Origin of the sequence: Bacillus sp. FSL K6-3458 (genome assembly GCF_038005045.1) — a bacterium.
Taxonomy (GTDB): Bacteria; Bacillota; Bacilli; order Bacillales; family Bacillaceae; genus Bacillus; species Bacillus altitudinis.
On record NZ_JBBOSI010000001.1, the window covers coordinates 569,900 to 596,069 of the forward strand.

Genomic DNA, 26,170 nt, shown 5'->3' on the forward strand with positions numbered 1-26,170 from the left:
CGATGAAAGTTTTAATCACCGGTGCAGGCGGCCAATTAGGGAAAGAATTGACGAAACAGCTGAAAGAAAAAGACATCACAGTCATTGCTTTAACAAGGAGTATGCTGAATATCACAGATCAACAGGCAGTCAGACATGCAATGAGACATTTCCGTCCGGATATTGTTGTCAGTGCGGCTGCTTATACGTCTGTGGATCAATGCGAAACAGAAACGGAAAAAGCCTATCTTGTGAATGGGATTGGCGCCTACTATACAGCGCTTGAAGCTAAAAACGTAGGGGCTGATGTATTACATGTCAGCACAGATTATGTGTTTGATGGGCAAGCGGATACCCCTTACCAAGTTGATGCACAAGCAGATCCGCAAACCATTTATGGAAAGAGTAAAAAACTTGGAGAAGAATTGATTCATCTTGTGTCAGATGAAGTGAAGATCATTCGGACATCGTGGCTTTATGGACATGAGGGACATAACTTTGTGAATACCATTCTTCGGCTGGCTGAAACGAAGGATCATTTGCGCATCGTCAATGATCAGTTAGGGTCTCCTACTTATACAAAGGATGCCGCAGAAGCTTTGATTCACTTGTTTGACCAGAAAGCAGGTATTTATCATGTCAGTAACCGAGCAAGCTGTTCATGGTTTGACTTTGCGGCAGAAATTGTGGCAGCAAGCGGTCTGTCTACGACAATTGAGCCCATTTCCACTGAAGAGTATGGTTTCCAAACACCTCGGCCCGCCTACTCTGTTTTAGACCTGCAAGCGATTGAAGCGACAGGTTGGAAGCCAAGACATTGGAAGGATGCACTTCACGAATACTTGCAGAAAGAAGGGAGATTCGAGCAGCATGATTGATGGTGTACAAACGAAAAAACTCATGAAACATTGTGATGATCGCGGCTTTTTCGCAGAGCTTATTCGAGATGACGAACCGATGCTGAAGCGATTTGGGCAGGCGTCGTGGTCGAAAAGTTTCCCAGGAGTGATCAAAGCCTTTCATTATCATGAAAAACAAGACGATGTTTGGTTTTTCCCAGCAGGTCATGCACAGGTCGTTTTATACGATTTGAGAGAAGATTCCCCGACAAAGGGTCAAACCGATGTGTATTATATGGGAGAAGATAATCCGATGCTGCTCCTCATCCCAAAGGGAGTTGCCCATGGCTACCGCGTATTAGGGGAGACGCCGCTGCAGATTGTGTATTTTACAACAGAATCGTACGACCCAAAAAACCCAGATGAGAAGAGAATTGCGTGGAATGATGAGGCGATCGGATTTAATTGGGAAACGACATTTAAATAGAGAAGAGAGGCCTTTCGCAGGAGAAAGGTCTTTTTTTGTTGAAATACATTCTGTATGTGTCATTTTATGTATATTGATGAAAAGGGATGTGGATGAGTTTGTCTAAAAGAATTGCATTTGTAACAGGGGCAAGTACAGGCATTGGAAAGGCAATCGCAATAAAACTTGCCGCCCAGAGCGATATGAAGGTGATCATCAACTCTAGAAATATGGCCTCACTTGAACAGACGAAACAGCACATTCAAGATATGACAGAAACAAAGGAACCGCTGTCTCTATTCTGTGGAGATATGTCGCTTGAAGCGGTGAGGTCGGAAGCCTTTGAAGAAATAGAAAAGGAGTTTGGCAGACTCGATGTGCTGATCAATAACATTCCAGGAGGAAAACCAGATACATTTGATTCATGTGAAACTGACCAGATGCTGGCTGCTTTCTCCCAAAAAGCCATCGCCTACGTAGATACAATGAAGCGTGCAGTAGCATTGATGAAAAGACATGAATATGGACGGATCATTCAAATTGTCGGGAACCTGTGGAAGGAACCTGGTGAACAAATGTTTACGAATAGTATGATGAATGCAGCGATTATTAATGCCAGTAAAAATGCAGCCACACAGCTTGCGTCGTCTAGTATTACGGTGAATTGTTTAAATCCTGGTTTTATTGCAACCGATCGGTATGAACAATTTATCGGCAATATGATGACGAAGCAGGGAGTGTCAAGAGAGCAGGCTGTACAAGCTGTCGCATCAGGTATCCCAATGCAAAGAGTAGGCTCAGCGAGTGAGATGGCGTCATTGGCAGCTTTTATGGCATCAGAGGAAGCTTCTTATATCACAGGCCAACAAATCTCCGTAGACGGTGGAACGATGAAAAGTATATAAACTGAAAAAAACCCGCTATAGGCGGGTTTTTTGATGAAATCGAATGGGGAGGATGGACAGACGGTCGATAAAGAGAGCAAGCTCTTCAATCGGGGCAACCATTGAAATGCGTACATGACGGCTCCCATTGGCTCCAAATACTCCTCCAGGCGTGACGACAACATCGGCATGTTCGAGTAAATAGTCAGCAAAGGCATGAGAATGTTCAAAGTCATCAGGAATCGGAGCCCATAAATAAAAGGCGCCGGGTGGACGTTTGATTGTCCAGCCAAGCTTTCTCGCCGCTTGCCGGATGAAGAAATTGATTCGTTCAAGGTATACCGCCCTTAATGATTGAATATGACGGTCATCACTTTGCAAGGCAGCAGTCGCTGCATGTTGAAATCCGCCATACATACTGACAAACACGTGGTCTTGGAAGGTATTGATGGCATGAATGATCTCCTCATTTCCAACAGCAAAAGCGACTCTCCATCCTGCCATATTAAAAGTCTTTGATAGAGAATATAATTCGACGCCTACACTTTTCCCGAGAGGAGTATTCATGAAGCTCACCGGTGTTTGTTCATAATGAAATGAACCATAGGCGAAATCATGAATAACATACAGTTCGTGAGCGGCCGCAAAGGTAGCAGCCTCTTCAAAAAATGCCTCATTTGCGACAGCACCCGTGGGGTTATTCGGATAATTCAAGAACAGTACTTTTGCTTTTTTGACTACGTCACGATCAATAGAGGAGAGATCTGGTAAATAGCCATTTTTCTCTTCAAGTTTGATACTGTATGGCTGGGCGTCCGCCATCAAAATGCCTGAATGATATTCAGGGTATCCTGGATCGGGAACGAGTGCGATATCTCCTGGATCAAGCAGACACTGACTCATGACATACAGTCCCGTTTTTCCGCCAGTGAAAAGAGCAATTTCCTTCTGCGGATCAATCTCAGCACCGAATTCCGATCTGTAAAAATCTGCAATGGCTTGTTTGAAAAAGTCAAAGCCTCTAAAAGGGGCATATTGTTGAAATGGCAAAACACCCGCTGACTCCTTTAGGGCACTCACGATATGGGGAGGAGTTGGTAGATCAGGGTTTCCCTGACCTAGATTCATGATGTTTGCTCCGTTTTTTGTCTTTTGAGCAATTTTTTCAAAGACGGTGCCGAATTTCTGTTCAGGCAGCCGTTCAATCATTTTAGATGCTAACATTTTCACCACAGCAGCCTCTCTTTCTATCCCTTCACTAATTCATCCATTAACTGAATTGTTGCCTGTTTCTGAATGTTGCGGATGGACGCGGCAACGTCTTGTGAGGATGATCCTTTTAATTCAAGAGATACGATTCCATTAAAAGCTTCAAATAAAGCAAGATCCACCATAGTCCCTTTGGCAGGGAATGATTGACTGACAATCGCAGTATCTCCAACGAATGCCCCCTCTGGAATAGACACATGATCAATGGTGATATGTGTGGCTTCAGGTGGGATAAGCCCACTCTCTTTAAAATGCTGAGGGTACAGGTGGCAGTCCGCTACATAAAATGTATGTCCAGAAAGCAGCTGTTTTGGCAGTACAGCCTTTTTACCATCAACTAATACATCAATCAATAGCTTGGCCATATCGACGCCAAAGACCTTTTTAATATTCGGGATCATATTCCAGCCAGCGAATCGAGCCGCTGATTCGATCAGTCCAGTTTCTCGATTTTTCATGAGTTTGATTTCTGTATGGGTTGCACAATGTTCAAGACCTAGTCCTTCATTTGCCTTTCTTGCTGCTTCAATGATGATTTGCTTTGCTTCATTGTCTAAGATCGTCGGAGTGATATGAGCCGTTTCTGTAAAACCGATTTGAGGGGTTTTATCATGTATGACAAAAGGGAGATATTCGCCCTCTACGACCAGCCCTTCTACACTGACATAATCAGCATATCCTTCATCTTCATACCAATCTTCGTAAGCACCCTCTAAATACGTTTCAGCAACAAACGGTGCTTCATACGTGACAGCGTCTGGGACTGGTATGGTTTCCAAATACGATTGTACTTGTAAAAACAGATCATCACTTCCAGCCTTGTCATGAAACAAGGTGACGCCAATAGAACTGGCTAAATATGTAGGCTTTAAAATGAGCGGTGTTCCGATAGACTCAATGGCTTTTTGGAAATCAGATAAAGTCGTGACAGGCTGAGTTTTCACCGCTTTGACGCCAGAGGCGTTGAATGCAGCCCTCATTTGGCTTTTATCACGCGCCATTTCGGCTGCCTTGACACCAGCACCTCGCAGCCCAAGACGTTCAGCGGCCTTTGCCATCGGTGCAATGAATAATTCATTATTGGTGGTGATTGCATCTGCTTTGAAAAAGGAAGCCACTCGAATGAAGTCTTCCACAACTTCTTCTTCTGATTTTGGATAATCATCATGTGCCCAGTAAATAGAATCAGGGTGTTCAAAAGAAGGGTGTGTATCAAAATAATCACGGTCTTTGATGACCGCAATGGAGTATTTTTCGATTAGCTCGGCATGTCCCTTTGTAATCGCAAAGGGTCTCGGGATATAAGAAACGATATGATACGATGCCGCCACGCTTTCATAAAACATATGGGGCGGGCACCCACCTAGATCAGCAATGACAAGTACAGTTTTTTTACTCAATGAAAGCACTCCTTTTTATCTAGCGGTGTAACCTCCGTCTGCTGTGACGACACTTCCAGTCATATAGCTGGATAGATCAGAGGCGAGAAAGAGCATCACGCCAGCAATTTCTTCAGGTTTTCCAAGCCGCAGCATAGGATTCACCTTTGCTTTTTCCTTTTTGACGATCTCGAGACTTTCTGTGTGGTTGTCTAAAAAGGACTTCTCGTTTAATGGTGTATCAATGATGCCAGGGGCAATACAATTCACCCTGATTTGATGAGCGGCATAGTCAATGGCCATTGATTTGGTGAGCTGAATGACACCGCCTTTTGTTGCATTGTATGCCGGAATGTCAGGCCAGCCCACAAGACCTCCGACAGATCCGGTATTGATAATACTTCCACTCTTCTTTTCAAGCATATGCGGCAAAGTATGCTTACTCATGAGAAAGACGCCGGTCAGGTTGACCTGAAGAATACGATGCCAATCCTCCAGTGCCATCTCATGAATAGGTGAGACAATTTCGATGCCTGCATTGTTAATGAGGACATCAATGGCACCGAATCGGCTCAGCACGCTCTGAACGGTTTGGTGACAGTCAGACTCCTTCGTAATATCTGTTTTAAAAAATGAAAGGTGCTCATGCGGCAATGATTCAATTAGTTGGTTGCCGCTGCTTTCATTGATGTCAGCGACAGCTACTTTTGCTCCATGCTCGAGGAAGAGCTTGACAGCAGCAAGCCCAATCCCCGACGCACCCCCTGTAATGAGGACAACTTTTCCATCCAGCTTCATTTCTTCACCTTAGATGCCTTTGGTTTTAAGCGATTATAGCGAGGAGGGAAGAAGAGATTAATAGACTTTGATGCTTCTGGCTTTGGGTTGATGGCCCCATGATCTTCCCGTGGATCACAGAAATAGGTGGTGCCAAATTCCATCTTTTCTGTAAAGCCTTCGATTGTCATATCATACCCTCCACTGATGCAAATGCCGATTTGTTCATTTCTATGTTTATGAAAAGGCATTTCTCCACCGTTTCCAGGGATATTGGCAATCATCAGCTCCATCCAATCCTCCACAAAAAAAGTCACTTCCATGCCAGGGAGTAAATCCCGTGTTTTGAAAATGTCTAAGAAATAAGTGGGGGGAGCTGTATATTCTTCGTCATCCTTTAATCTCTTAATATCAATGGCGATCACTTCTTCATCTGTCAGATTTGAAGCGCCGTGAGGGACAAACGGTGGTGCGATATAGGCTGATTCTAATGGGGTGAGCAGTTGAGTCGATTGGCCGACAGTCATTTGAAGCTCGCCCTTTAACACAATACCGATTTGTGCTTCGGGATGTTCGTGAGGTTCAATAATCGTGCGGGGAGGGACGTATGAAATTAACACTTCCGTACCGCCTCTTACAGTGGAATATTGGATAACGCCATTATCCCATTCTAATTTTTTCGCTTGAGGAAAATACCGTTCTTGCGTCTTTTGTTCAGTTTGCATCTTATATCTCTCCTTTTCCGAATATGGACCAGCTCATGGGTATACTTTTAAACGTTCGAATGAAGATGAGGCCATATGTGGCTCTTGCCACCTCATTCGTTAAAGCAAAATCAAATTCGCCGTCCCTTACTTTCTGCGCGGCAGTACTTGTAGAATTAACAAGTTCAAATTCAGCATTTTGGTGAATGAAATATTGAATTAAATTGACAGGTGCAGGATGTGAGACAATTTTTAAATGGTGGAGCATTTGTTCATTGAATGGGAAATCAGGTCTGACAGCCAAACCATACATGGGCGTGTCACATCTGAAAATTTGTAAAAGCTGTAGATCTGGTCTCATGTAGAAGTGTTTGATGCCTTCATATGCGTGTGGGACGAGAGTAAATTGAAGTGGTTGAGAGAGAGTATGTTCAATGCAAGTTTCGAATGTGTCATAAAGGGATAGTTTCGTATGAGTACCGAGTGTAGTGGTGGATTGAGAGATGAAATGTTTTGCTGCGTATTCACTGCTTGTCCCCTTAGGGCCTAGAGTGTTGACTGTAAACATCTTAGGTGAAGGGCTTGGCTCTTCTTTGAAATGAAACACATCATCATTCTTTAGGATCATGTTTACCATCCAATCTTTTTCAAAATTTTACTAGATTATAAAATTTAAAATTGGTAATTGTCAACAAATTTTATAAAAAATGTAATATATGATGATATCAAAAATTGATCTAAAAAACTGCACATATCGAGATGTGCAGTGAAATGTGCTTACGTTTCAAGTGTAGTTGGCTGTTTTTTCTGTAAGGTGCGTTCTCGTTTATAGCTGACGAAGCTGATGATAAAACCAACAAGTGTGATCAATGCACAGACAAGACCTACCGTATGATATCCGAAATGGACATAAACGGGTCCCATCAGTGCGGAACCGAGCATAACAGCAAAGTTGGAGGCCAGGCTGTAAAAAGCCATCACTTTCCCGCGATGGGTTTGAGAGCAGTCGCTTAGAACGGTGCTTAGAAGCGTGACAGATAAGCTTTGCATAGCACCCCAAATAAATAGGGCGAAAATCAGCAACATCCACGAGAATGGCGCATAAGGAAGCAAGGCTAGAACAAGCGCAATTCCACCCAGCACGAGGACAAGGGAACGGGTTTTACCGAACCAGTCTGCTAATTTTCCAGTAAACATACTCATAGAAAAGCCGACGCCATAAGCCATAATAAGAAGTCCAGCTGTTGATTGTCCGCCATCAAACAGACTTTGCAGATAAGCACCTAAAAACGAGTACATGCCGTAAAATCCAAGCATATTGCAAAACGTCACAGTCAAATAGGCAGGCACACGATCAATTTTCAAAGCTCCCCATAAAGCGCCTGTTTTCTCTCTAGCTTGAGGTGCCTTCGAATCAGCTGCTCTGACTTGTTTTCTTGATTCAAGGATGACGAGCAGCAGGACAATGAGACTCATCATAGCGAAGATCCAAAACGTCCAGCGCCAGTTTAAACTCTGGCCGATAAAGGCGCCAATGGGCACACCAAGGACAAGAGAAAGAGACCAGCTCGATACAATGAGTCCCATCACTTTGCCGCGATATTCGTATGGAACCCGGTCGCCCACAAGAGCATAGGCTGTTGGCACAAATACACCAGTTGCCAGCCCAGAAATAGCACGACCTGCAAAAAACACGGCCAAATTTGGGGCAGCAGCACACATCACTGTTCCAATCAAAAAGAAAGACAGCCCAATCATCAAACACAGCTCTCTTGAATATCGGTCCCCTAAAGGAACGAGCAGCGGAGCTCCAACCAACACAGCTAACCCATAAATGCTGATGGAAAGAGCGAGAACATCAAGAGAGTGCTGAAAGGAGTTTGATAAATCAGGCAGCAGTGGTGAAATCACCAGTTCCTCCGATCCCGCCGCAAAAACGCCAAGTGTGAGTGCAATGGCAAGTGTGATGGGAAATGTTTTAGAAGCCTGGCTGTCTAAAGATTCTTTCATCAAGTGATCCCTCCATACTTGCTTTTTCATTCAATTCCGTTAAAATAAATTCTACCATTATTTAGTGTTATTTTACATTTCGTATCATAAGTATCATCATAAAATACTTTTCAAATGGAACGATTTTGGGATAGGAGCGTAACGAATGAAAATCACCGATGTGGATGTGCATATTTTAAACGAATTGAGAGAAGATGCCCGCTTATCAATGAGGGAATTGTCCAAACGAGTGAATTTATCAGCACCTGCGGTAGCAGAAAGAGTGCGAAAACTAGAGGATGCAGGGATTATCGAAGGGTATTCTGTTCAAGTCAATTATAAAAAGCTGGGTCTGATGATAGACTGTTTACTGGAAGTCACCGTATTAAATGGGGAGTATCAGCGTTTTGTGACATTTATGAACCAGCATCCACGTGCGTTCTTTGCTTATCGAGTGGCAGGACAGTCCTGTTTTTTCATTAAACTGTCTGTTTCTTCTCTTGAAGAAATTGAAGCGTTTATTCAAGATGTGTCTGGCTTTACAAAAACGGTCTCTCATATTGTTTTATCAGAGCATTCCTTTACCCATCCGGTACAGGAACGTGTGAAACAAATAGAAGAGCCAGAAATGACCGTGGTGAAATAGAAAAAGGACCTGCCCTCAGGTCCTTTTGATTCGTTTATCTGACTGATAGCTCATGATCGTAATGATCAATCCAATGAATGTTACACCTGCCGCAAAGAGCGGGACAAGCTGTAAATGTGTGATTTCGATAGCAAGACCGCCAAGCGCTGCACCGCCGGCATTTCCAATATTAAAGGCAGAATGACTGAGCGTTGATGCGAGTGTCGGGGCTTCATGTGCCATGTTCATCGTGCGGTATTGCAAGGTAGGAACGAGAATAAATGAAATAATTCCCCAAACAAAAATCGTCAGCACGGCAGGCACTTTAAAGGCAGATGTATATGTGAATAACAACAGGACAACCATCAGCAAGATCAATGTGACGATAATACTCGGCATCAGCTTCCAGTCCGCAAGTTTTCCACCGACTAAATTCCCAATGGTGACCCCAAGCCCAAAGAGGACAAGAATGAGGGTGACCCCGTTTTCCTGAAAGCCAGTCACTTGCAGCAGGATCGGGCTGATATACGTAAAGGCGGTAAACACACCCGCAAAACCGAATATCGTCATCGCAAAGGAGACGAGAACCTGCGGCTTTTTCAACACCGATATTTCATTTCGAATATCTAATACTTCTTCTTTCGATTGATTGGGTACTAAACTGATAATACCGATTAAGGAAATGAGACCAATGACGGCAATGACGAGAAATGACATGCGCCAGCCGAATTGATTTCCGATAAAGGTGCCAAATGGCACACCCAGTACATTGGCTACTGTCAGTCCTGTAAACATGAAGCTGATCGCACTTGCGCTTCGCTCCTTAGGAACAAGCCGTGCAGCCATAATGGCGCCGACACCAAAGAAGGTACCATGAGCAAATGACGTTAAAATACGTGCAGCCATCAAGAGACCATAAGAAGACGATACAGCTGCGACAGCATTTCCTGCTACGAAAAGAATCATTAATAGAATGAGGAGACGTTTTCTCGACATTTTTCCAGTTGATAACGTTAAAATAGGGCCGCCAACTGCGACACCGAGTGCATATCCGGTAATCAGCTGACCTGAAGCCGAAATAGATACATGAAGATCATTTGCGACATTTGGCAAAAGTCCCATGATCACAAATTCAGTCATGCCAATCGAAAACGCACCGAGCGTTAACGCAAAAATAGCGATGGGGAAGTTTTTCATGATGAGATCACCTTTCTAAACAAATACATAAAAAGGCTCCGGAGAGATCCGAAGCCTTAAGAGTTTATCATACATGGAAATAAGACGCTAGCTGCTCGTTTGCTAATCGGTTTCCAACAAAGAAGGAACCAAATTCGCCGTAACGTGCACTCACTTCATCAAATCGCATTTCGTAAACCAATTTTTTAAATTGAAGCACATCATCAGAGAAAAGAGTGACGCCCCACTCATAATCATCAAAGCCAACAGAACCTGTAATGATCTGTTTTACTTTCCCAGCATAGCTTCTGCCAATTAAGCCATGGCTTCTCATAAGGGATTTGCGCTCATCCATTGAAAGCATGTACCAGTTGTCATTGCCAGAACGCCTTTTATCCATTGGATAGAAACAGACATATTGAGAAGAAGGAAGCTCTGGATAGAGGCGCGCACGTACATGCGGGTTCTCGTAAGGGTCTCCGCCATCTCCGCCTCCTGCCAAGTAGTTGCTGAGTTCAACAACTGACACGTAAGAATAAGCTGGAATCGTAAACTCTGCTAGTCGTGTCTTGTTGAATTCAAGTTCAATTTCACCCAGTTCTTCCATGGTCGGACGTAAAATCATGAGCATAATATCTGCTTTTTGGCCGACAATACTATAGATTGTTTGGCTTCCAGCCTGATTGTGCTCGGCTGTTTTCCATTTTTCTAATAGACCTGTGAACTCATGAATGATGGCTTGACGCTCATCGCTTGTCAGCAGCTTCCAAGCTGTCCAGTCGATCGTTCTAAAATCATGCAGTGCATACCAGCCATCTAGTGTTTGAGCTGCTTCATTGGTTGTATGTTGTTCGCTCATTTCTTTCACTCCTATTTACAGTTTTCCATCTGTTCCAACTATAACATAGTTTGTCCAAATGAAGATGTGATCAAAACTTGAACGACGAAAACGCTTTTCTAGAAATTGATTTAATTAGTTTGAAAAATAAGAATTTAAATTGTAAGCGCTATAATGTAAGTTGGTAGTTTGAATTTATGTAGAAGAAGAGTATGCTTAAAAGAGAACGCTTTTTTTGTAAAATCAAGGAGGGTATTGAAGTGGCAGATATTTTTTCAACAGTTCAGGAAAAGGTTGCAGGTAAAGGAGTTAAGATCGTTTTTCCTGAGGGAATGGACGAACGCATTCTAACAGCCGTTCAAAAACTAGCAGATGGCAAAGTATTGCAGCCAATTGTTGTAGGTAAGAAAGAAGAAGTAGAAGCAAAAGCAAAAGAATTAGGTCTTACACTTGATGGTGTTGACGTGTATGATCCTCATACATATGAAGGTTTTGAAGATCTTGTACAAGCTTTCGTCGAAAGACGTAAAGGCAAAGCGACAGAAGAGCAAGCGAGAAAAGCATTACTGGATGAAAACTACTTCGGTACAATGCTTGTGTATAAAGGTCTTGCAGACGGCCTTGTAAGCGGAGCAGCACACTCAACTGCTGATACAGTGCGCCCAGCACTTCAAATCATTAAAACAAAAGAAGGCGTAAAGAAAACTTCTGGCGTCTTCATTATGGCTCGCGGCGAAGAGCAATATGTGTTTGCTGATTGTGCGATCAATATTGCACCAGACAGCCAAGATCTTGCTGAAATTGCGATCGAAAGTGCAAACACAGCAAAAATGTTTGACATCGAACCACGTGTAGCAATGCTTAGCTTCTCTACAAAAGGTTCAGCAAAATCAGACGAAACAGACAAAGTATCTGAAGCGGTTCGCATTGCAAAAGAAAAAGCACCTGAGCTTGTTCTTGATGGAGAGTTCCAATTCGATGCAGCTTTCGTTCCTTCAGTGGCAGCGAAAAAAGCACCAGATTCCGTCATCAAAGGCGATGCTAGCGTATTTGTTTTCCCTAGCCTTGAAGCTGGAAACATTGGCTACAAAATTGCCCAGCGCTTAGGTAACTTTGAAGCTGTAGGTCCAATCCTACAAGGTCTAAATCAGCCAGTAAACGATCTTTCAAGAGGCTGTAATGCCGAAGACGTTTACAATCTTGCGCTTATCACAGCAGCTCAAGCACTATAATATAATCATCCAAGAAGCTAGCTTCGTGTCAAAACGAAGCTAGCTTTTTTTATGTGAATTAGGTATAAAAACCCAATACATACGATTCATTTTTAAGTGAATTCGTTTTCAATCATATGCCTCTTGTGCTAGTAAATGGTAACATAACGGAGGACTATTTGAGGAATAGAGGTGTTTGACGATGTCTGGAGCTATCATCGGTTATACAACAGCCTTGTATTCGTTAAAGGCAGACATATCCATAAAAAAAGAACAAATCATAGAACTGAACATGTGTCGAAAAGAAATCAAAGAAGCAAAGTCTGCTCTGGCAGATGCTAACAAGAAAATGACTCATCCAGATCTGACATCACATACATGGTTTGGCCATCTCGCAGATACGTTTGATGACATTCGAGACGAGATGGAATCCGCCAGTCAAGAGATAAAAAGTGTACAGCTGACCAATCTAGTGAATCGAATCGATGAGAAAATCAGCGACTTAAAATCAGAGATCCATTCATTAGAACATGAAATTCATTCGGTTGAAAGAAAAATAGAGAAAGAAAAGCAGAAACAACTGGAAGAAAAAAGAGGGTAGTCACATGAGCAGAGAAATTAAAATAGATGCCAGTCAGGTCAAACGAGTATTACAGCATGCAAAACAATCAGGCGCTCAAATGAATGCAACACTTCCAACAACCATCAAAGGAAGAAATCAGCTCCTGACGGCAGACACATTAGAAAAAATCAATCAGCAGCTGAACGAATTGAGTACATCCTACATAGACATTCTTCAGAAACAACTTGTACAAACAGAACAAGCGGTGAACACCATGATCGAAACGGACAAGGCGCTTGCTTCCAGCAGTAAAAGAAAATAAAGGAGAACGCAATGAAAACCCTTGATGCTTTTGCGCTAATAAACGGAATTGACCAAACGCTGAATACATTAAAGCAGCAATCACAACAGATTAGCTCCATAGAAAAACAAATCCAACAGATCATCTCACTTGATGGCGCACTAAAGGGAGAGGCGGGACAAGCCATCCGCTCCTTTTATACAGAATGCCATATTCCCTTCCTGCAATTTTTTCAGGTTGTCATTGAGGAATACAGCTCTGCGCTCAAACAAACAAAGCAGGCGCTTCATACCCTTGAATCAAATCAGCACGGCTTTATATCACAAGCATTTATTGAACACGAACTTGATCAAGGCTTAAAAAAAGCGGAGCGAGCGATTTCTGAAATCGTATCAGAGGTGAACCACGCCATTGGCAGAGTTGGTCATATTGTTCACTTGCCAAGTGTAGACGAATCAGCTTTTCAGCAAAACTATCAAAAGGCATGGCTTGAGACCTCAAGAACCATTGGTCTGCTTCATGCATTTGACAGGGAGCAGACAAGTGCTTTACATGAAACCAATAGCTCCCTTCAAACAATGAAGCAATACATAGATACCTTAAGTACCATATTCACCGGCCCAAAAATCGACATCACGAGCTATCAAAAGGGATCTATTTTCAAAGATGGAAAAGAAGAAAAAATAAGCAGCACCATTAGTGGATTGAATGACAAAATAGACAACATAAAAGAAAACCCAATGATGATCATGCTGAAGAAACTGAAAGAGAAACAACAGGCGAATGTGGAGACGGTTGTTCGGGACGAATCTCATAAAAACATTAATCAACAAGTCACAGCAAACGATCCATCACTTACGACATTGCAAAGGGAAGCTGTGAACGGGAAAAACAAGATTCATAGAGACATCAGGGTCGTAAATGGTAAACTATATAACGTAAAAGGCATCAAAAAGCTAAAAGAATTCGACATCGCTGATGAAGTCGTCACAGATCCGTCGAACATTGATTTTATAGGCGGGAGATACACCGTTTACGCCAATAAACAAATCATTCGAACGTATATCGCAAACGGCGAAGTAAGAATAGAAGAAGTCGACAACATCCCAGAAAGCCGCAGCCGCGGAAATGCCAAACGCATACTAGACGGTGAGGTCGTCTCAACCGCCGAAAACATCATTTTAGAATACAGCGGCATCTACGACGGCTACCGAGCCGTTACTGGCAAAGACCCAGAAACCAGCAAAAATATTAGCAGCACCGACCAAGCCCTATCCGCAGCCTCTATTATCCCATTTATGAAAATCATTAAAGGCGGGAAATATGTCTTTAAGATTGATCAAGGGAAGAATGTGGTGAAGAGGGTTGAGAAGCCGGGTAAAGGTGCGGGTGAACTTAATAAAGATTTAGCAAAAGCTTATCTTAGGGATATAGAGGCTAAAACTGGACGTAAGGTTAATAAAGATCAAATTCATCTGATTAAAGAAGCCTTAAGAAACAAAAGCTATGAAAAATTGACACCAAAAGAGACTGCTAAGCATAGAAGTAAATTTACATCAAGCTTGAAAGATAAATTAATTGCAGAGTGGGAAGAAAAAACCAAACAAAAGTGGCCAAGATATACAGAAGAAGTACTTGATAAGAATGGAGAGGTTGCTCGGAGGGTTGGTCAACCGTATGATGCTCATCATATCATAGAGAATAACTTTGGTGGCGCTCATGAGTGGTGGAATATTCATCCGGCTAAATATCCTAACGAACATCAATCAGGGATACATGGAAAGGGAGCTCCATCAGGTAAACTATTTCCAAGGAGGTAAAATAGAATATGACTAATTTTAAATTTATTAATGAACTAGAAAATAAAACTTATAAGGTATCTGAAGATGATATTTTAAAAGCTGAACAAAGAATGGATATAAGTTTTCCAAATGATTTAAGACAGTTATATTTAGAAATTGGCTATGGTTTTATTAAAGGTCAAAGTGCTAACTCAATAAATAGAATTATGGGACCAGGGACAGTAGCAGATATTAGATTAAGAGAAGGTGTTTTTGAATTTGATCCAGATTTAGATGAACTTTTTGATGATGAAAATAAACTTATTTTTTTTGAAGTAAACGAAGGTGTTTATATTTCATTAGATTTAAAATTAGTTAATAACCCAGTATATTATTTTGATACTCAAATAGCTGAATCGTTAGAGGATTTTTTCAAAAAGTTTCTCAATAATAATGAATATTATCTAGATTTAATTGAGGATTAGACTTAATCGGAATAAATAATGAAAATCAATAGACCTTGAATGGCTATGACTTGCTTTTCAAGGTTTTTTACTTTATTTTAATCAACTACTTTATGCGAAATAATATCACTTTGTTTGCCAATAAATAAAGAACTGTTCCCATAGATAGAACTGCTGCCTATTGTTCTAGAAAATGGTAAAATAGGTTTGATATCTAGAGGAATAAGGAAATATCAAGTTTTGTAGTAGGTAGTCAAACAGGGAAAGGAATTCATATGGAACATAAACAACACAAAAACAAAAAAACAGTCAATTGGCTATTAAGCATAAGTATTCTTCTCGTCATTGGGACAGCTTTTATGAGAGGGGTTTATGTCCCACATGCCGGTTCGGTTTATCGGGGTTTTCCCATTGATTGGCTAGTCCTGCATTCAAATTATGGTGTTGAATTTCTATTTTTTGGTTTTATAATCGATGTCATCATTTTCTATGTTCTATTAAAAGTGCTCCTGCGGGTGTATAAAAGAATTATGCCAAAATCAGCTGAATAAACGCTTGTACATCCTTTTAGGGGGCTTTCAAAATGATTCATTTTTCTCAGATTCCCAACCTGGTCATAAACAAACCAGCAAGAGATATACATATCAAAGAGACAGAATCCCAGCTAAACATGCTGCTGCCCCATGCTTATAAGACATTACTAAAACAGACAAATGGATGTTCCGTCGAAGGCGGTGTTCTACTATACGGAACTGAGGACATAGTGGAACGCAATAAAACATGGGAAATCCATCATTATGCCAACGGCTATGTAGCCATTGGTGACGATGGCGGTGGGCGAGTACTTCTCATGCGGCAGGCAGAAGAGGAGAAAAAAGTGTGGATTGTCGATGCTGGTGTGATGGACCCTCAGCATGCGGAATTGGTGGCTGAAGACTTGTTAAGCTGGGTAAGTCACGGCTGTTTCATAGAAGTTTAGTCTATTAAGGAGATGATCGATTTGCCGTGGAACACATTGATCGCTGCGGGCCTCGTGGTTGGGGTTCCTGTCGTTTTGATTGCAGCTGTTTATTTCATCTCGAAAAGGAAGAACAAGAAAACCAAAGCATCCAGTTGAAAAGCTCTGTGACGTTCCTTGTCATAGAGCTTTTTTCTCTCTCATTCTCCCTCCATGTTATAATAAACACAGTTTATGAACGAGAGGATATGCAGGACATGAAAAATGAACCTATTGAGTTATTGACACAGCCGACATGGCGAATCATAGATCAATCGAGCCTTGGTCTCTATGTAGATCCAAAGCAATCTTTTGCGATGGATGATACGCTTTGTGCGTCGGTCGGGAAAGGACTCTCACCAGCGACAGCGCGTTCTTGGGTGCACCACAATACGATCGTTCTTGGGATTCAGGATACAAGACTTCCATTTCTCCAAGATGGTGTAAAGCTTCTTGAGGAAGAGGGATATCGCGTCATTGTGCGCAATTCAGGCGGTCTTGCTGTTGTGCTGGATGAAGGCGTACTAAATGTGTCTTTAATCTTTGCGGAACAAAAGAAGGGCATTGATATTGACCGTGGATATGATGCGATGGTGGAATTGATCCGCCGGATGCTGTCGATGTATGAGGTGGACATTGAAGCCTATGAAATTGTCGGCTCTTACTGTCCAGGTAGCTACGATTTGAGCATTAATGGAAAGAAATTTGCCGGCATTTCTCAGCGTAGATTACGCGGAGGGGTCGCTGTGCAAATCTATTTGTGTGCAGATGGAAGCGGGCGGGAACGTGCTGACTTGATCCGCCGTTTTTATGACGCCGCCTTAAAAGACAAACGGCAAGAAGTGAAGGCAGTATTTCCTGATATACAGCCAGATACGATGGCGTCTTTATCAGAATTAACTGGAGAATCCATTGATTGTGCACTTCTCATGCGTCTTTTACTAGAAGAACTTCAAAAGCTGAGCGAGCAACTGACTGCTTCAGGGTTGACCACCGAGGAACAACTGGAGTTTGAGAAGAACATGACACGGATGATTGAGCGGAATGAGAAAGTGTTCTCGTAAACATATCGTCCCATCTTAAAAATAGGGGTGATGTAATGGAAACGAAACTTCTGAAAGCTATTGAACTTCGAGAAAGTGGACATCTTCAAGAATCCAATGACATGCTCATCCGTCTTGTAGAAGAGTATCCAGATCATGCCTCCATTCACTATCAATGTGCTTGGAGCTATGATGTGTTAGGGAAGGAAAAACAAGCTGTCTTTTTTTATGAGAGGGCCCTTGAACTAGGTTTGTCTTCAGAAGAAAGAGAAGATGCTTTCTTAGGATTAGGAAGTACATACAGAACCTTAGGGGAATATGAAAAGTCAAAACAAATATTCCTCCATGCGATGGAAGCTTATCCGCATAATAAAGCCATTCAAACGTTTTATGCCATGACTTTGTATAATTTAAATGAACATAGCAAAGCAATGGAAATATTACTGAACTGTTTAACTGAGACGACAAATGATCCTGCTATTTTGAGTTATCGAAAGGCCATTGATTTTTATTCAAATCAGTTAGATCGATTGTGGAAATGATTTATATAGAAATGGAGGGGCAATCTAATGGAAGAATCCCCTCCTTTGTTATGACATTTTATATGTGATAGTCCTTTATGACATAAGAAAGAAGGAAAATGTATTGTCATTCATCACCACGTATTACCCGCTGTTTATGCTTTGTATGTTGTCTCTGTTGTATATGATATATCGTATCCAGCCAATGGCCTCTACTGTGAAAAAAATCATCATTGTGCTATGTGTGTTAACAAATGCTGCCTATATTTGCTGGCGTCTCTTCTTTACATTGCCGCATGAAGGTACTTTTAATATTGTCATGGGTATTTTGCTTGTTGCCTGTGAATGCATTGGGTTTATCCAGTTGCTTGTGTTTTATACGCTGGTTTGGAAGCCTTCAAATCGGAAACAAGTCATGATCAGTGATCTTGAAAGGCTGCCAACAGTTGATATTTTCATAGCTACATATAATGAACCAATTGAGGTGCTGAAACGCACTGTTGCAGGTTGTTTGAATCTCTCTTATCCGAAGGAAAGCGTTCAAATTTATTTATGTGATGATGGCAATAGGGAAGCTATAGCGCAGCTTGCTTCTGCGTTTGGTGTTCATTACCTGACAAGAACAGATAACAGATTTGCTAAGGCAGGTAATTTAAATCATGCGATGTCTCAAACGGATGGAGAGCTGATTCTGACACTTGATGCAGATATGGTCCCTCTTCCTTCCTTTTTAGAAAAAACAGTGCCCTATTTTCATGATGGAGCAACTGCGTTTGTTCAAGTTCCACAGGCGTTTTATAACGAAGATCCTTTCCAATATAATATGTTCTCGAAAGATCGAATTCCAAATGAGCAGGACTTTTTCATGCAAACTCTCCAAGCTGGTAAGGATCGGTTTAATGCCGTTATGTATGTTGGGAGTAATACGGTATTTAGAAGAACGGCATTAGATGAAATTGGCGGATTTGCTACTGGAGTGATTACAGAAGACATGGCAACAGGAATGCTTCTCCAAGGGAAATTCAAATCTGTGTCTGTCGGAGAAGTATTAGCCGTCGGTCTGGCACCTGAAAGCTGGCTTGATCTGTTAAAGCAAAGAGATCGCTGGTCGAGAGGGAATATTCAGTGTGCCCGTAAGTTTAATCCTTTGAAGGTGCGCGGCTTAACGCTTATGCAGCGTGTTCTTTATTTAGATGGCATTGTATATTGGTTTAACGGTTTGTTTAAAATGATTTATATTCTCACACCGATTTTGTTTTTATTGTTTGGTATTCAAAGTTTCTGGGCAGATTTCCAGTCCGTTTTCATGTTTTGGCTGCCGGCGTTCTTTAGTTCCTATTTAGCATTTAAACTTGTGTCGAATCAAAAGAGAAGCATGTTCTGGAGTCACATTTATGAAAGCTCTATGGCGTTCCACCTAGCTGGTGTTGCTTTAAGTGAGCTGTTTTTCAAAAAGAGAGTTGAATTTCTTGTCACACCGAAGGGAATTCAAACGGACAAAAGACATTTTCATTTGAAAACGATGATTCCCCATCTGATCTTCTTGCTGATCTCATTGCTTGCCCTTGTGAAAATAGGTTACGATGTGAAGGTAAATGGGACGATGAACGCTGATCTCATGTTGATTAATATTTTTTGGGTGCTTTATAACGGTGCAGGCTTATTCATGGCACTGCTTGTGGCGTTTGATCGACCGCGTTATCGGAAATCAGAGCGGTTTGTCATTGAAAAAGAGGGGCATCTTCGTTCTGATCATCAAGATCAGTCTATTGCTTGTTTTCTACTAGATATGAGTGATTCAGGTGCGCGTCTGTCCATTCCATTGGACCAAGCGTCTTCTCTTTATCAAGAACAAACGCAATTGTTTTTTTCAGAGAATGAAAGCGTGTCGTGTGACGTGGTTTGGAGCTATCCAGAGGGAGACCAGCTGATGGTTGGTGTTACTTTTACTGACACAAAAAAATCAGAGTATTTATCACTGATCCGTTTCTTATTCACACGAGAGCATGTAGCGATGACGGATCGTGAGAAAAAATCGTATGCCGTTCGGACGTTTCTCCGCTTTTTAAGAGAAACGGAGAAGGTACCAAAGGCTCTACGTCGCAAATGGATGAGAAGGCCTTTGCAAGGTGTGACAGGTACGATCGCCTATGAGGACCGACTAGAAGAGAAGGTGCCGGTGATCATACATGATATCAGTTTATCTGGGTGCAAAATTGAGTTTGAAGATTCAATTGAATTAAATGGGAAAGTGCTGATCACCATTGACACAGAGTCTCTAACGGATCAGCCGGCGATTGCGGTTTGGACATCACAAAAACGCAGACGTACAATGGCCGGACTCAAATTTGTTCAGCCTGAAATCAAGCAGATAGAAGAAAGAGAGGGAGTGGTTTCTTGAAATCTAAAAATGGCGGTTACCTCTATTTACTATGGCTTCCTGTCATCATAGGAGCCGGTTACGGCATTTCGCTTTTCGTGCCGTTTCTTCAGCCTGTACTGACGCTTGGTATCGCAGGGCTTTATATTTTTATGTTTGGTGATTTTCAGGTGAGGCAAGTCAGGTATATTTTTATGTTCGTCTTCTTGATCAATGTCCTTTTTAGTGTGATGCTATTTTTGGATATTTAAAAAAGTGCTTCCCGCAGGTGGGGAGCACTTTTTGGTTATTCAGCCATTTTTTCAAGGTTGCCGTTACGATCCATTTTAAAGGTTGGTGCGGCACTGTCGTCCTCTTCAAACAAAACTAGTTTTCTTGCACGGTTCATGATTTTGACGAGTGTTTCATAATCTTCTTGAATCGTGAGCTGATCCTTTTCAAGCTTTTTCACTTCAGCTTCTAGCTGCGACACTTTATGTGAAAGTTCATTGTTTTCTTGTTTTAACCGGCTGTTTTCCATGCGTAAGGCAGAAGATTGCTGACCATCGCCTTCATAGCGGCGTAAGAAATCAATGATATCCTCAATGGTTAACTCTTGGCGCTGCCCAAATGGATTTGCTTCTGGCTTTTTCTCTGTCACTTGAGAAGCCTGTGACAATAAATGTGATAAACTAGCTAACTCTTCATTGTAGCTTTGATCCACAAATTGAAGCTGTTCGGCTGTTTCGGCTGCAGGTGCAAACGTTTCTTCTTGCGCAGGTTCCAGTTCTTGAGAGAACTCTTCCTGTGTGATCGTTTGTTCAACTTGCGGCTGATAGAGCAAACGTTTTTTCGCAGGCTGCCCATTGCCGAGTGCACGCATGCGTTGTTTACGCTGTTTTTTGGCAAGTGCCAATGCTTTTTCATATTGATGCCTCACGACAGCATTCCATCTAAATCCGCATGCCGCTGAGGTACGGTTTAGCTTGTCTCCCACTTCTTCAAATGCGTTCAGCTGTGTACTGCCCTCTCTGACGTGACGTAAGACGGTTTCTGCCAGAAGGAGATCATTTTCCTCTGACCAAGCATCTTGTCTTTGTTTTGACATGTGTTTAAACCCCCATAAGATTTGATGGTATTAGATTAGCCAAGTTGAAGAAGGTTTATACAAGTTTGCTAAAAGGATAGTGGAAAATACTAGCTTTTATGTGAATACGTCTCTGTGCTGACAAAGCTTCTTGCAACTCCAGTCGCTTCGATGTACAATGTTGGGTGGTATATTATTCACTCTTAGTTGTCCAACTGTTTCATATAGAATGAAGTTTCATCATTGAAAGGAAGCGTAAGAACATGGCTAATGAGTTTCGCGTATGTGACGATTGTGATGCGACGAACCTAAAAACGTTATTGCCTCGACTTAAATCGGTTGACCCTGATGCAAAAATAGAGATTGGCTGTCAATCGTATTGCGGTCCAGGACGAAAAAAGGCTTTTGCGTTTGTGAACAATCGCCCATTATCCGCACCAACAGAAGATGAGTTACTCGAAAAGGTTCAAAAAAAAGTCAAATAAATGTCACTGAATGTGTTCAGTCGACCTAAAAAGAGGTCCGTCCCTGTCAGGTCGGGCTTTTTACGTCCGTTCAATCTATGAGAACACATTCGCCAGCAAATTCAAGGATGTTTTCGGGAAAAGTTACCCGATATAATAGAAACACGTCTTAAAAAAAGAGGGACGAAACGATGGCGTATCCAAAAGGGAAATTATCCGAAGAAAAGGTATTTAAAGATCCTGTGCACCGCTATGTTCACGTACGGGATGCATTGATATGGGATTTAATCGGAACGAGAGAGTTCCAGCGCCTTAGACGAATTAAACAGCTAGGCACCACTTATTTAACGTTTCATGGGGCAGAACACAGCCGATTTAATCATTCACTCGGTGTATACGAGATTGTCAGACGAATTGTGGATGATGTGTTTAAAGGAAGACCCGAATGGGATGAAGGGGAGCGTGAGCTTGTACTGAGTGCCGCCCTGCTTCATGACCTTGGACATGGTCCGTTTTCTCATTCCTTTGAAAAGGTCTTTCATTTAGATCATGAATCGTTTACAAGAGATATCATTTTAGGGCAGACGGAAGTAAATGAAGTGCTGCGCCGGGTCAGTGACGATTTTCCAAAGCATGTAGCAGAAGTCATTGCCAAAACGTATCAAAACAAACAGGTGGTCAGTTTGATTTCAAGTCAAATTGATGCCGACCGAATGGATTACTTGCAGCGTGATGCTTACTATACAGGCGTCAGCTATGGTCACTTTGATATGGAACGTATTTTACGCGTGATGCGTCCAAGAGAAGATCAGATTGTGATGAAACAGAGCGGGATGCATGCCGTAGAGGATTATATTATGAGCCGCTATCAAATGTACTGGCAAGTCTATTTCCACCCAGTGACACGCAGTGCGGAAGTCATTTTAACAAAAATTCTCCATCGTGCAAAAGAGCTGCATGAAACGGGATATATTTTCACACATGCTCCTGTGCATTTTTATTCAATTTTTGAAGGAAATGTCACCACAGAGGACTATATTAAGCTAGATGAATCCATTGTCTTATTTTATTTTCAGGCGTGGGAAGATGAAGAAGATCACGTGCTGGCTGATTTGTGCCGCCGTTTTATGAACCGCCGTTTATTCCAATATACAGAGTTTAATCCAAACGAAGAAATGACGAAATATTTCAAGCTGACGGCTTTGTTCAAAGAAGCAGGAATTGATCCTGACTATTATTTAGTGGTCGACTCTTCCTCTGATTTGCCTTATGACTTCTATAGACCGGGCGAAGAAGAAGAACGGCTGCCGATCCATCTCTTGACGCAAAGTGGTCATATTAAAGAACTGTCGAGACAGTCAGATATTGTTGACGCCATTTCCGGTAAACGAAGAACCGATCATAAACTTTATTTCCCGATGGACTTAATTGTAGATATGTCGGAAAAAGCTGAAGAAAAGAAGGCGATCATGAAGCTGCTTGGATTGGGATAAGGAAGTACTGAAAAAGGAGATGTCGGGAATTTGTTGAAAGAGCATGCAAAGTTGATGAAGGTGTTCTCTGAATCTGGGGAAATCGTTGGACGGAAGAAGCTGCAAAAAATGATTTACATAGCAAAAAAGCTAGATTTGCCTTTTTACGAGAAATACGATTTTCATTTTTATGGCCCTTATTCAGAGGAGTTGACGCTCAGAATTGAAGAGCTGTGCAACCTTGGATTCTTGGACGAAATGAAGGAAAAAAAGGGCGGATACTTTCAATATCGCTATTCGCTGACGGACAATGGGAAAGAGTTTCTCGATCAGTGTGAAGTGGACATGCCTGACCTCAAAGTGCTGACGCAGCAGATGAATGAGCAATCGTCTCGTTTTCTAGAGCTTGTCTCAACGATTTTATACTTTGATGATCTGCCAAAAGATGAGGTAAAGGAAAAGGTCTTCACCATTAAAAGCAAGCAGCGCTATACGGACGAAGAATTTGAGGCAGCCCTTGCGTATATTGATCAGTTGAAGGAATTGAACTAACGATAAGAACCAGTATGTAATAGCCAATGGCTAGAACAGACTGGTTTTTATTTTGCACGCATATAGAAACAGAAACAAGTCGACCTCATGGATCGACTTGTTTTTTAGGAATGATGATAAGAAAATCTCGCTAAAAATTGTTTTGTCCGTTCTTCCTTCGTCTGTTCAAAGACTTCTACTGGGGTGCCTGATTCAACAATGACCCCATCCTCCATGAAAATGACCCTGTCGGCAATATCATAGGCAAAGCTCATCTCGTGGGTGACGATGATCATGGTGACCCCGGTTTGTGCCACTTGTTTAATGACGTCAAGTGTTTCACCTACAAGCTCGGGATCTAAAGCGGAGGTCGGCTCATCAAACAAAATGACTTCCGGATTCAATGCAAGTGCTCTTGCAATGCCTACTCGCTGCTGCTGTCCGCCAGATAATTGATGCGGATAGGCATCTTTTTTCTCTAGTAACCCTACTTTTTTGAGCAATTGGAGTGCTGTGTCATAGGCATGGTCTTTCGGTTGTTTACGGGCAATGACTAAGCCTTCCATGACATTCTCAAGTGCTGTCTTATGAATAAACAGGTCGTATTGCTGAAAGACCATGGCTGTTTTTCGGCGAATTGCCAGAATGTCTTTCGGTTTTGCTTGATTGAATGTGACACTGGTGTGATCAATGCTGATCTCGCCTTGATCCGCACGCTCAAGAAAATTTAAGCATCTGAGAAATGTTGATTTCCCAGAGCCGCTCGGACCTAAAATGATAACGACTTCGCCTTTTTCTACCGTTAAATCAATTCCCTTTAGAATCTGGTTTTGACCGAATGCTTTATGCACTTGTTTGATGTGAATCATGCCAATCGCCTCCTTTTGTTTTTGTGTCCATATTTCTCATATCCGGCTGTAATGGCTTCAATAGAGGCACACAGCGCCCAGTAAATAAGGGCAACAGCAATGTAGGCTTCAAGATAACGATAGTTCACATTGGCTTTGATTAAAGCGCCGTTTAAAATATCGACCACAGATACCATAGAGACGAGAGAAGAGGCTTTGATTAAACTGATGAGCATGTTGTTCAGTAAAGGAAGAGAGATGGGAAAGACTTGTGGAATGATCACTCTTCGCAACACCTGTCTGCCTGTGAAACCAACGGATAGAGCGGCATCAAATTGGCCCTTTGGGATGGACGCAAGAGAGCTTCGAAATATCTCTGATAACCCGCTGACGGCATATAAAGAAAGGGCGAAAATGGCAATCCATCGTCTATCTAAATCGCTAAAACGGATGGGCAGCGAAAGAGATGCAGCCAATTGATCGAGCGAATCGGAAAAAATAAGATAAGATACGAGCAAGATTAATACAACAGGAATGGCTTTAAAAATCGCCACAAACCATTTGAACAATGGAGACAATATAGGCACTTGATAAAAACGAATAAGGGCAATGCCAAAGCCGAAGATGGAGCCGAATAATAGCGGGAGAAAACCTAATAGCAGCGTCGTTGGCAAATAATGAAGTGCGGCTAGAAAGGCCTGAAACATAAAAGCAACGTCAAAATCCACTCAGATCGCTCCTTTCTTATGATGTAGTAAAGTCTCCGCCCAATATTTTTTTAGACAATTCAGCGAGCTTCCCGTTATCGATCAGTTTTTGCAGGGCTTGATCAATGTCTTTTTGAAGTTTTGTATTGTTTTTTTGATATAGATAATACGTTTTAGATACGTTTACAGGCTTTCCGGATGTCACAAGATTGGCATTGAACTGTTTGTTTAGCTTATTGACGTCATACTTTGTGAGTAAGGCAGCATCGACCGTGCCATTCTGCAGGTTTTTGACTAAAATTTCGTTCCCGCCATCCCCGTAGACAATGTCAATTTTCCGATCATGCTTTGCGTTATATTGCTCTAGAAGATAAGCGAAATTACTTCCTGTAGAGGTGTGCACTTTGTGTCCAGCTAAATCGTCCAGGCTTTGAAAGTCATGACCGGATGCTTTATTCACCACCACATAGCTTGTATAATCTGTGTAGCCAACTTTTCCAAATAGATATTTCTTCTGACGCTCGTCATTGATTTCATATTGGTGGGCAGCGAGATCAACTTTACCGGCATCTAAAGCAGGCAGAATATTTTTAAACTCAAAGGATTCATATTTAAACTTATATTGTGGAAACAGCTGATCCACTTCATCTAATACAGCCTTCTCGTAGCCTGTTAATTTGCCGTTTTCATCTAAGTAAACGAAAGGCTGATAGGCGTTCCCTGTCCCAATGACGATTTCTTTTGCATCTGGGTCATTATTGTTTGCTTCTGCTTTGACTTCATCCGATTGCTCGTTATTATTTCCGCAGGCGGCAAGGAGCAATGAACCAAGTAGAAGCAGACCGATGATGTAATGATTTTTGAATATTCTGTTATTTTTCATGTAAATTCCTCCCC

General features: G+C 41.9%; 30 protein-coding genes. 18 read left to right on the top strand and 12 right to left on the bottom strand.

The genetic code is table 11. The annotated features are described in order from the left end of the window. Positions 1–2 precede the first annotated feature (2 nt). From rfbD to MHH23_RS02975, 3 genes are all read left to right on the top strand, one after another. Positions 3–857, top strand: a complete 855-nt coding sequence (gene rfbD / locus MHH23_RS02965; protein ID WP_045033867.1) for a dTDP-4-dehydrorhamnose reductase — start codon at positions 3–5, stop codon at positions 855–857. Beyond that, the gene (locus tag MHH23_RS02970) at positions 850–1,305 is read left to right on the top strand and encodes a dTDP-4-dehydrorhamnose 3,5-epimerase family protein (RefSeq protein WP_008343612.1); all 456 of its coding nucleotides are present in this window, start codon (positions 850–852) and stop codon (positions 1,303–1,305) included. The genes rfbD and MHH23_RS02970 overlap by 8 nt, the downstream gene beginning before the upstream one ends. 92 nt (positions 1,306–1,397) lie before the next feature. Then, positions 1,398–2,189: an SDR family oxidoreductase gene (locus tag MHH23_RS02975; RefSeq protein WP_272914028.1), complete on the top strand. Its 792-nt coding sequence runs from the start codon at positions 1,398–1,400 to the stop codon at positions 2,187–2,189. Positions 2,190–2,204: 15 nt separating this feature from the next. On the opposite strand, the gene MHH23_RS02980 is transcribed toward MHH23_RS02975, so the two are convergent. The 6 genes from MHH23_RS02980 to MHH23_RS03005 form a co-directional block, all read right to left on the bottom strand. Continuing rightward, complete coding sequence (locus tag MHH23_RS02980) at positions 2,205–3,398, bottom strand: aminotransferase class I/II-fold pyridoxal phosphate-dependent enzyme (protein WP_189337177.1); 1,194 nt, start codon at positions 3,396–3,398, stop codon at positions 2,205–2,207. Between the two features lie 17 nt (positions 3,399–3,415). Further along, positions 3,416–4,837: an ATP-grasp domain-containing protein gene (locus MHH23_RS02985; protein WP_116306417.1), complete on the bottom strand. Its 1,422-nt coding sequence runs from the start codon at positions 4,835–4,837 to the stop codon at positions 3,416–3,418. A gap of 15 nt (positions 4,838–4,852) precedes the next feature. Next, positions 4,853–5,614 carry an SDR family NAD(P)-dependent oxidoreductase gene (locus MHH23_RS02990; RefSeq protein ID WP_116306415.1) on the bottom strand — a complete coding sequence of 254 codons (762 nt, stop codon included), beginning with the start codon at positions 5,612–5,614 and terminating at the stop codon, positions 4,853–4,855. After that, a complete protein-coding gene (locus tag MHH23_RS02995; RefSeq protein ID WP_017368257.1) occupies positions 5,611–6,318 on the bottom strand; it encodes a cupin domain-containing protein in 708 nt (235 codons plus the stop codon). Before MHH23_RS02995 ends, MHH23_RS02990 begins: the two co-directional genes overlap by 4 nt. A 1-nt stretch (position 6,319) precedes the next feature. Next, a complete protein-coding gene (locus MHH23_RS03000) occupies positions 6,320–6,925 on the bottom strand; it encodes a bacilysin biosynthesis protein BacA (protein ID WP_024719463.1) in 606 nt (201 codons plus the stop codon). 149 nt (positions 6,926–7,074) lie between these two features. Then, complete coding sequence (locus MHH23_RS03005) at positions 7,075–8,307, bottom strand: MFS transporter (protein ID WP_116306413.1); 1,233 nt, start codon at positions 8,305–8,307, stop codon at positions 7,075–7,077. Between the two features lie 145 nt (positions 8,308–8,452). On the opposite strand from MHH23_RS03005, the gene MHH23_RS03010 reads away from it, so the two are divergent. Next, entirely contained in the window at positions 8,453–8,932 is a 480-nt protein-coding gene (locus MHH23_RS03010) for an Lrp/AsnC family transcriptional regulator (protein ID WP_099727986.1), read from the top strand. A gap of 15 nt (positions 8,933–8,947) precedes the next feature. Here MHH23_RS03010 and MHH23_RS03015 read toward each other — a convergent pair whose 3' ends face one another. Both MHH23_RS03015 and hemQ read right to left on the bottom strand, forming a co-directional pair. Beyond that, positions 8,948–10,108, bottom strand: a complete 1,161-nt coding sequence (locus MHH23_RS03015; RefSeq protein WP_116306411.1) for an MFS transporter — start codon at positions 10,106–10,108, stop codon at positions 8,948–8,950. Between the two features lie 67 nt (positions 10,109–10,175). Then, positions 10,176–10,946, bottom strand: a complete 771-nt coding sequence (gene hemQ / locus MHH23_RS03020; RefSeq protein ID WP_024719459.1) for a hydrogen peroxide-dependent heme synthase — start codon at positions 10,944–10,946, stop codon at positions 10,176–10,178. Positions 10,947–11,185: 239 nt separating this feature from the next. Between hemQ and pta the strand changes: the two genes are divergently transcribed. From pta to MHH23_RS03075, 11 genes are all read left to right on the top strand, one after another. Further along, on the top strand, positions 11,186–12,157 hold the full coding sequence (gene pta / locus MHH23_RS03025) for a phosphate acetyltransferase (protein WP_008343597.1): 972 nt from the start codon (positions 11,186–11,188) through the stop codon (positions 12,155–12,157). 181 nt (positions 12,158–12,338) lie between these two features. Beyond that, complete coding sequence (locus MHH23_RS03030) at positions 12,339–12,737, top strand: YwqH-like family protein (RefSeq protein ID WP_217967728.1); 399 nt, start codon at positions 12,339–12,341, stop codon at positions 12,735–12,737. A 4-nt stretch (positions 12,738–12,741) separates the two neighbouring features. Beyond that, on the top strand, positions 12,742–13,020 hold the full coding sequence (locus MHH23_RS03035) for a YwqI/YxiC family protein (RefSeq protein ID WP_008343583.1): 279 nt from the start codon (positions 12,742–12,744) through the stop codon (positions 13,018–13,020). 11 nt (positions 13,021–13,031) lie between these two features. Continuing rightward, complete coding sequence (locus MHH23_RS03040) at positions 13,032–14,819, top strand: T7SS effector LXG polymorphic toxin (RefSeq protein ID WP_340958867.1); 1,788 nt, start codon at positions 13,032–13,034, stop codon at positions 14,817–14,819. Positions 14,820–14,827: 8 nt separating this feature from the next. Continuing rightward, positions 14,828–15,265, top strand: coding sequence for an SMI1/KNR4 family protein (locus tag MHH23_RS03045; protein ID WP_039165214.1), 438 nt, complete (start codon positions 14,828–14,830; stop codon positions 15,263–15,265). 254 nt (positions 15,266–15,519) lie between these two features. Continuing rightward, positions 15,520–15,795 (top strand): hypothetical protein, encoded by a 276-nt coding sequence (locus MHH23_RS03050; RefSeq protein WP_340958869.1) that lies wholly within the window; start codon positions 15,520–15,522, stop codon positions 15,793–15,795. 32 nt (positions 15,796–15,827) lie between these two features. Continuing rightward, positions 15,828–16,223 (top strand): SMI1/KNR4 family protein, encoded by a 396-nt coding sequence (locus tag MHH23_RS03055; RefSeq protein ID WP_340958870.1) that lies wholly within the window; start codon positions 15,828–15,830, stop codon positions 16,221–16,223. Positions 16,224–16,459: 236 nt separating this feature from the next. Beyond that, on the top strand, positions 16,460–17,305 hold the full coding sequence (locus tag MHH23_RS03060; protein ID WP_340958872.1) for a lipoate--protein ligase family protein: 846 nt from the start codon (positions 16,460–16,462) through the stop codon (positions 17,303–17,305). 35 nt (positions 17,306–17,340) lie between these two features. After that, complete coding sequence (locus MHH23_RS03065) at positions 17,341–17,826, top strand: tetratricopeptide repeat protein (RefSeq protein ID WP_017368242.1); 486 nt, start codon at positions 17,341–17,343, stop codon at positions 17,824–17,826. A gap of 103 nt (positions 17,827–17,929) precedes the next feature. Next, entirely contained in the window at positions 17,930–20,206 is a 2,277-nt protein-coding gene (locus MHH23_RS03070; protein ID WP_340958873.1) for a glycosyltransferase, read from the top strand. Beyond that, positions 20,203–20,436: a DUF5970 family protein gene (locus MHH23_RS03075; RefSeq protein WP_035702387.1), complete on the top strand. Its 234-nt coding sequence runs from the start codon at positions 20,203–20,205 to the stop codon at positions 20,434–20,436. The genes MHH23_RS03070 and MHH23_RS03075 overlap by 4 nt, the downstream gene beginning before the upstream one ends. Positions 20,437–20,471: 35 nt before the next feature. On the opposite strand, the gene MHH23_RS03080 is transcribed toward MHH23_RS03075, so the two are convergent. Then, positions 20,472–21,272, bottom strand: coding sequence for an RsfA family transcriptional regulator (locus MHH23_RS03080; protein WP_242731199.1), 801 nt, complete (start codon positions 21,270–21,272; stop codon positions 20,472–20,474). A 242-nt stretch (positions 21,273–21,514) separates the two neighbouring features. Between MHH23_RS03080 and MHH23_RS03085 the strand changes: the two genes are divergently transcribed. The 3 genes from MHH23_RS03085 to MHH23_RS03095 all read left to right on the top strand — a co-directional run bounded on the left by MHH23_RS03085 (position 21,515) and on the right by MHH23_RS03095 (position 23,739). Then, positions 21,515–21,736, top strand: a complete 222-nt coding sequence (locus MHH23_RS03085) for a DUF1450 domain-containing protein (RefSeq protein WP_003215259.1) — start codon at positions 21,515–21,517, stop codon at positions 21,734–21,736. Between the two features lie 170 nt (positions 21,737–21,906). Further along, the gene (locus tag MHH23_RS03090; RefSeq protein ID WP_007497716.1) at positions 21,907–23,208 is read left to right on the top strand and encodes an HD domain-containing protein; all 1,302 of its coding nucleotides are present in this window, start codon (positions 21,907–21,909) and stop codon (positions 23,206–23,208) included. A gap of 30 nt (positions 23,209–23,238) precedes the next feature. Beyond that, a complete protein-coding gene (locus MHH23_RS03095; RefSeq protein ID WP_024719448.1) occupies positions 23,239–23,739 on the top strand; it encodes a YwgA family protein in 501 nt (166 codons plus the stop codon). Positions 23,740–23,843: 104 nt separating this feature from the next. Here the strand turns inward: MHH23_RS03095 and MHH23_RS03100 are convergent, their stop codons facing one another. Genes MHH23_RS03100 through MHH23_RS03110 form a run of 3 tightly spaced genes read right to left on the bottom strand, consistent with a single transcriptional unit; the run spans position 23,844 to position 26,156 of the window. Further along, a complete protein-coding gene (locus tag MHH23_RS03100) occupies positions 23,844–24,587 on the bottom strand; it encodes an amino acid ABC transporter ATP-binding protein (protein WP_340958874.1) in 744 nt (247 codons plus the stop codon). After that, positions 24,584–25,294, bottom strand: a complete 711-nt coding sequence (locus MHH23_RS03105) for an ABC transporter permease subunit (protein WP_135009577.1) — start codon at positions 25,292–25,294, stop codon at positions 24,584–24,586. The genes MHH23_RS03100 and MHH23_RS03105 overlap by 4 nt, the downstream gene beginning before the upstream one ends. A gap of 16 nt (positions 25,295–25,310) precedes the next feature. Then, positions 25,311–26,156 carry a transporter substrate-binding domain-containing protein gene (locus tag MHH23_RS03110; RefSeq protein WP_338704457.1) on the bottom strand — a complete coding sequence of 282 codons (846 nt, stop codon included), beginning with the start codon at positions 26,154–26,156 and terminating at the stop codon, positions 25,311–25,313. Positions 26,157–26,170: the final 14 nt, after the last annotated feature.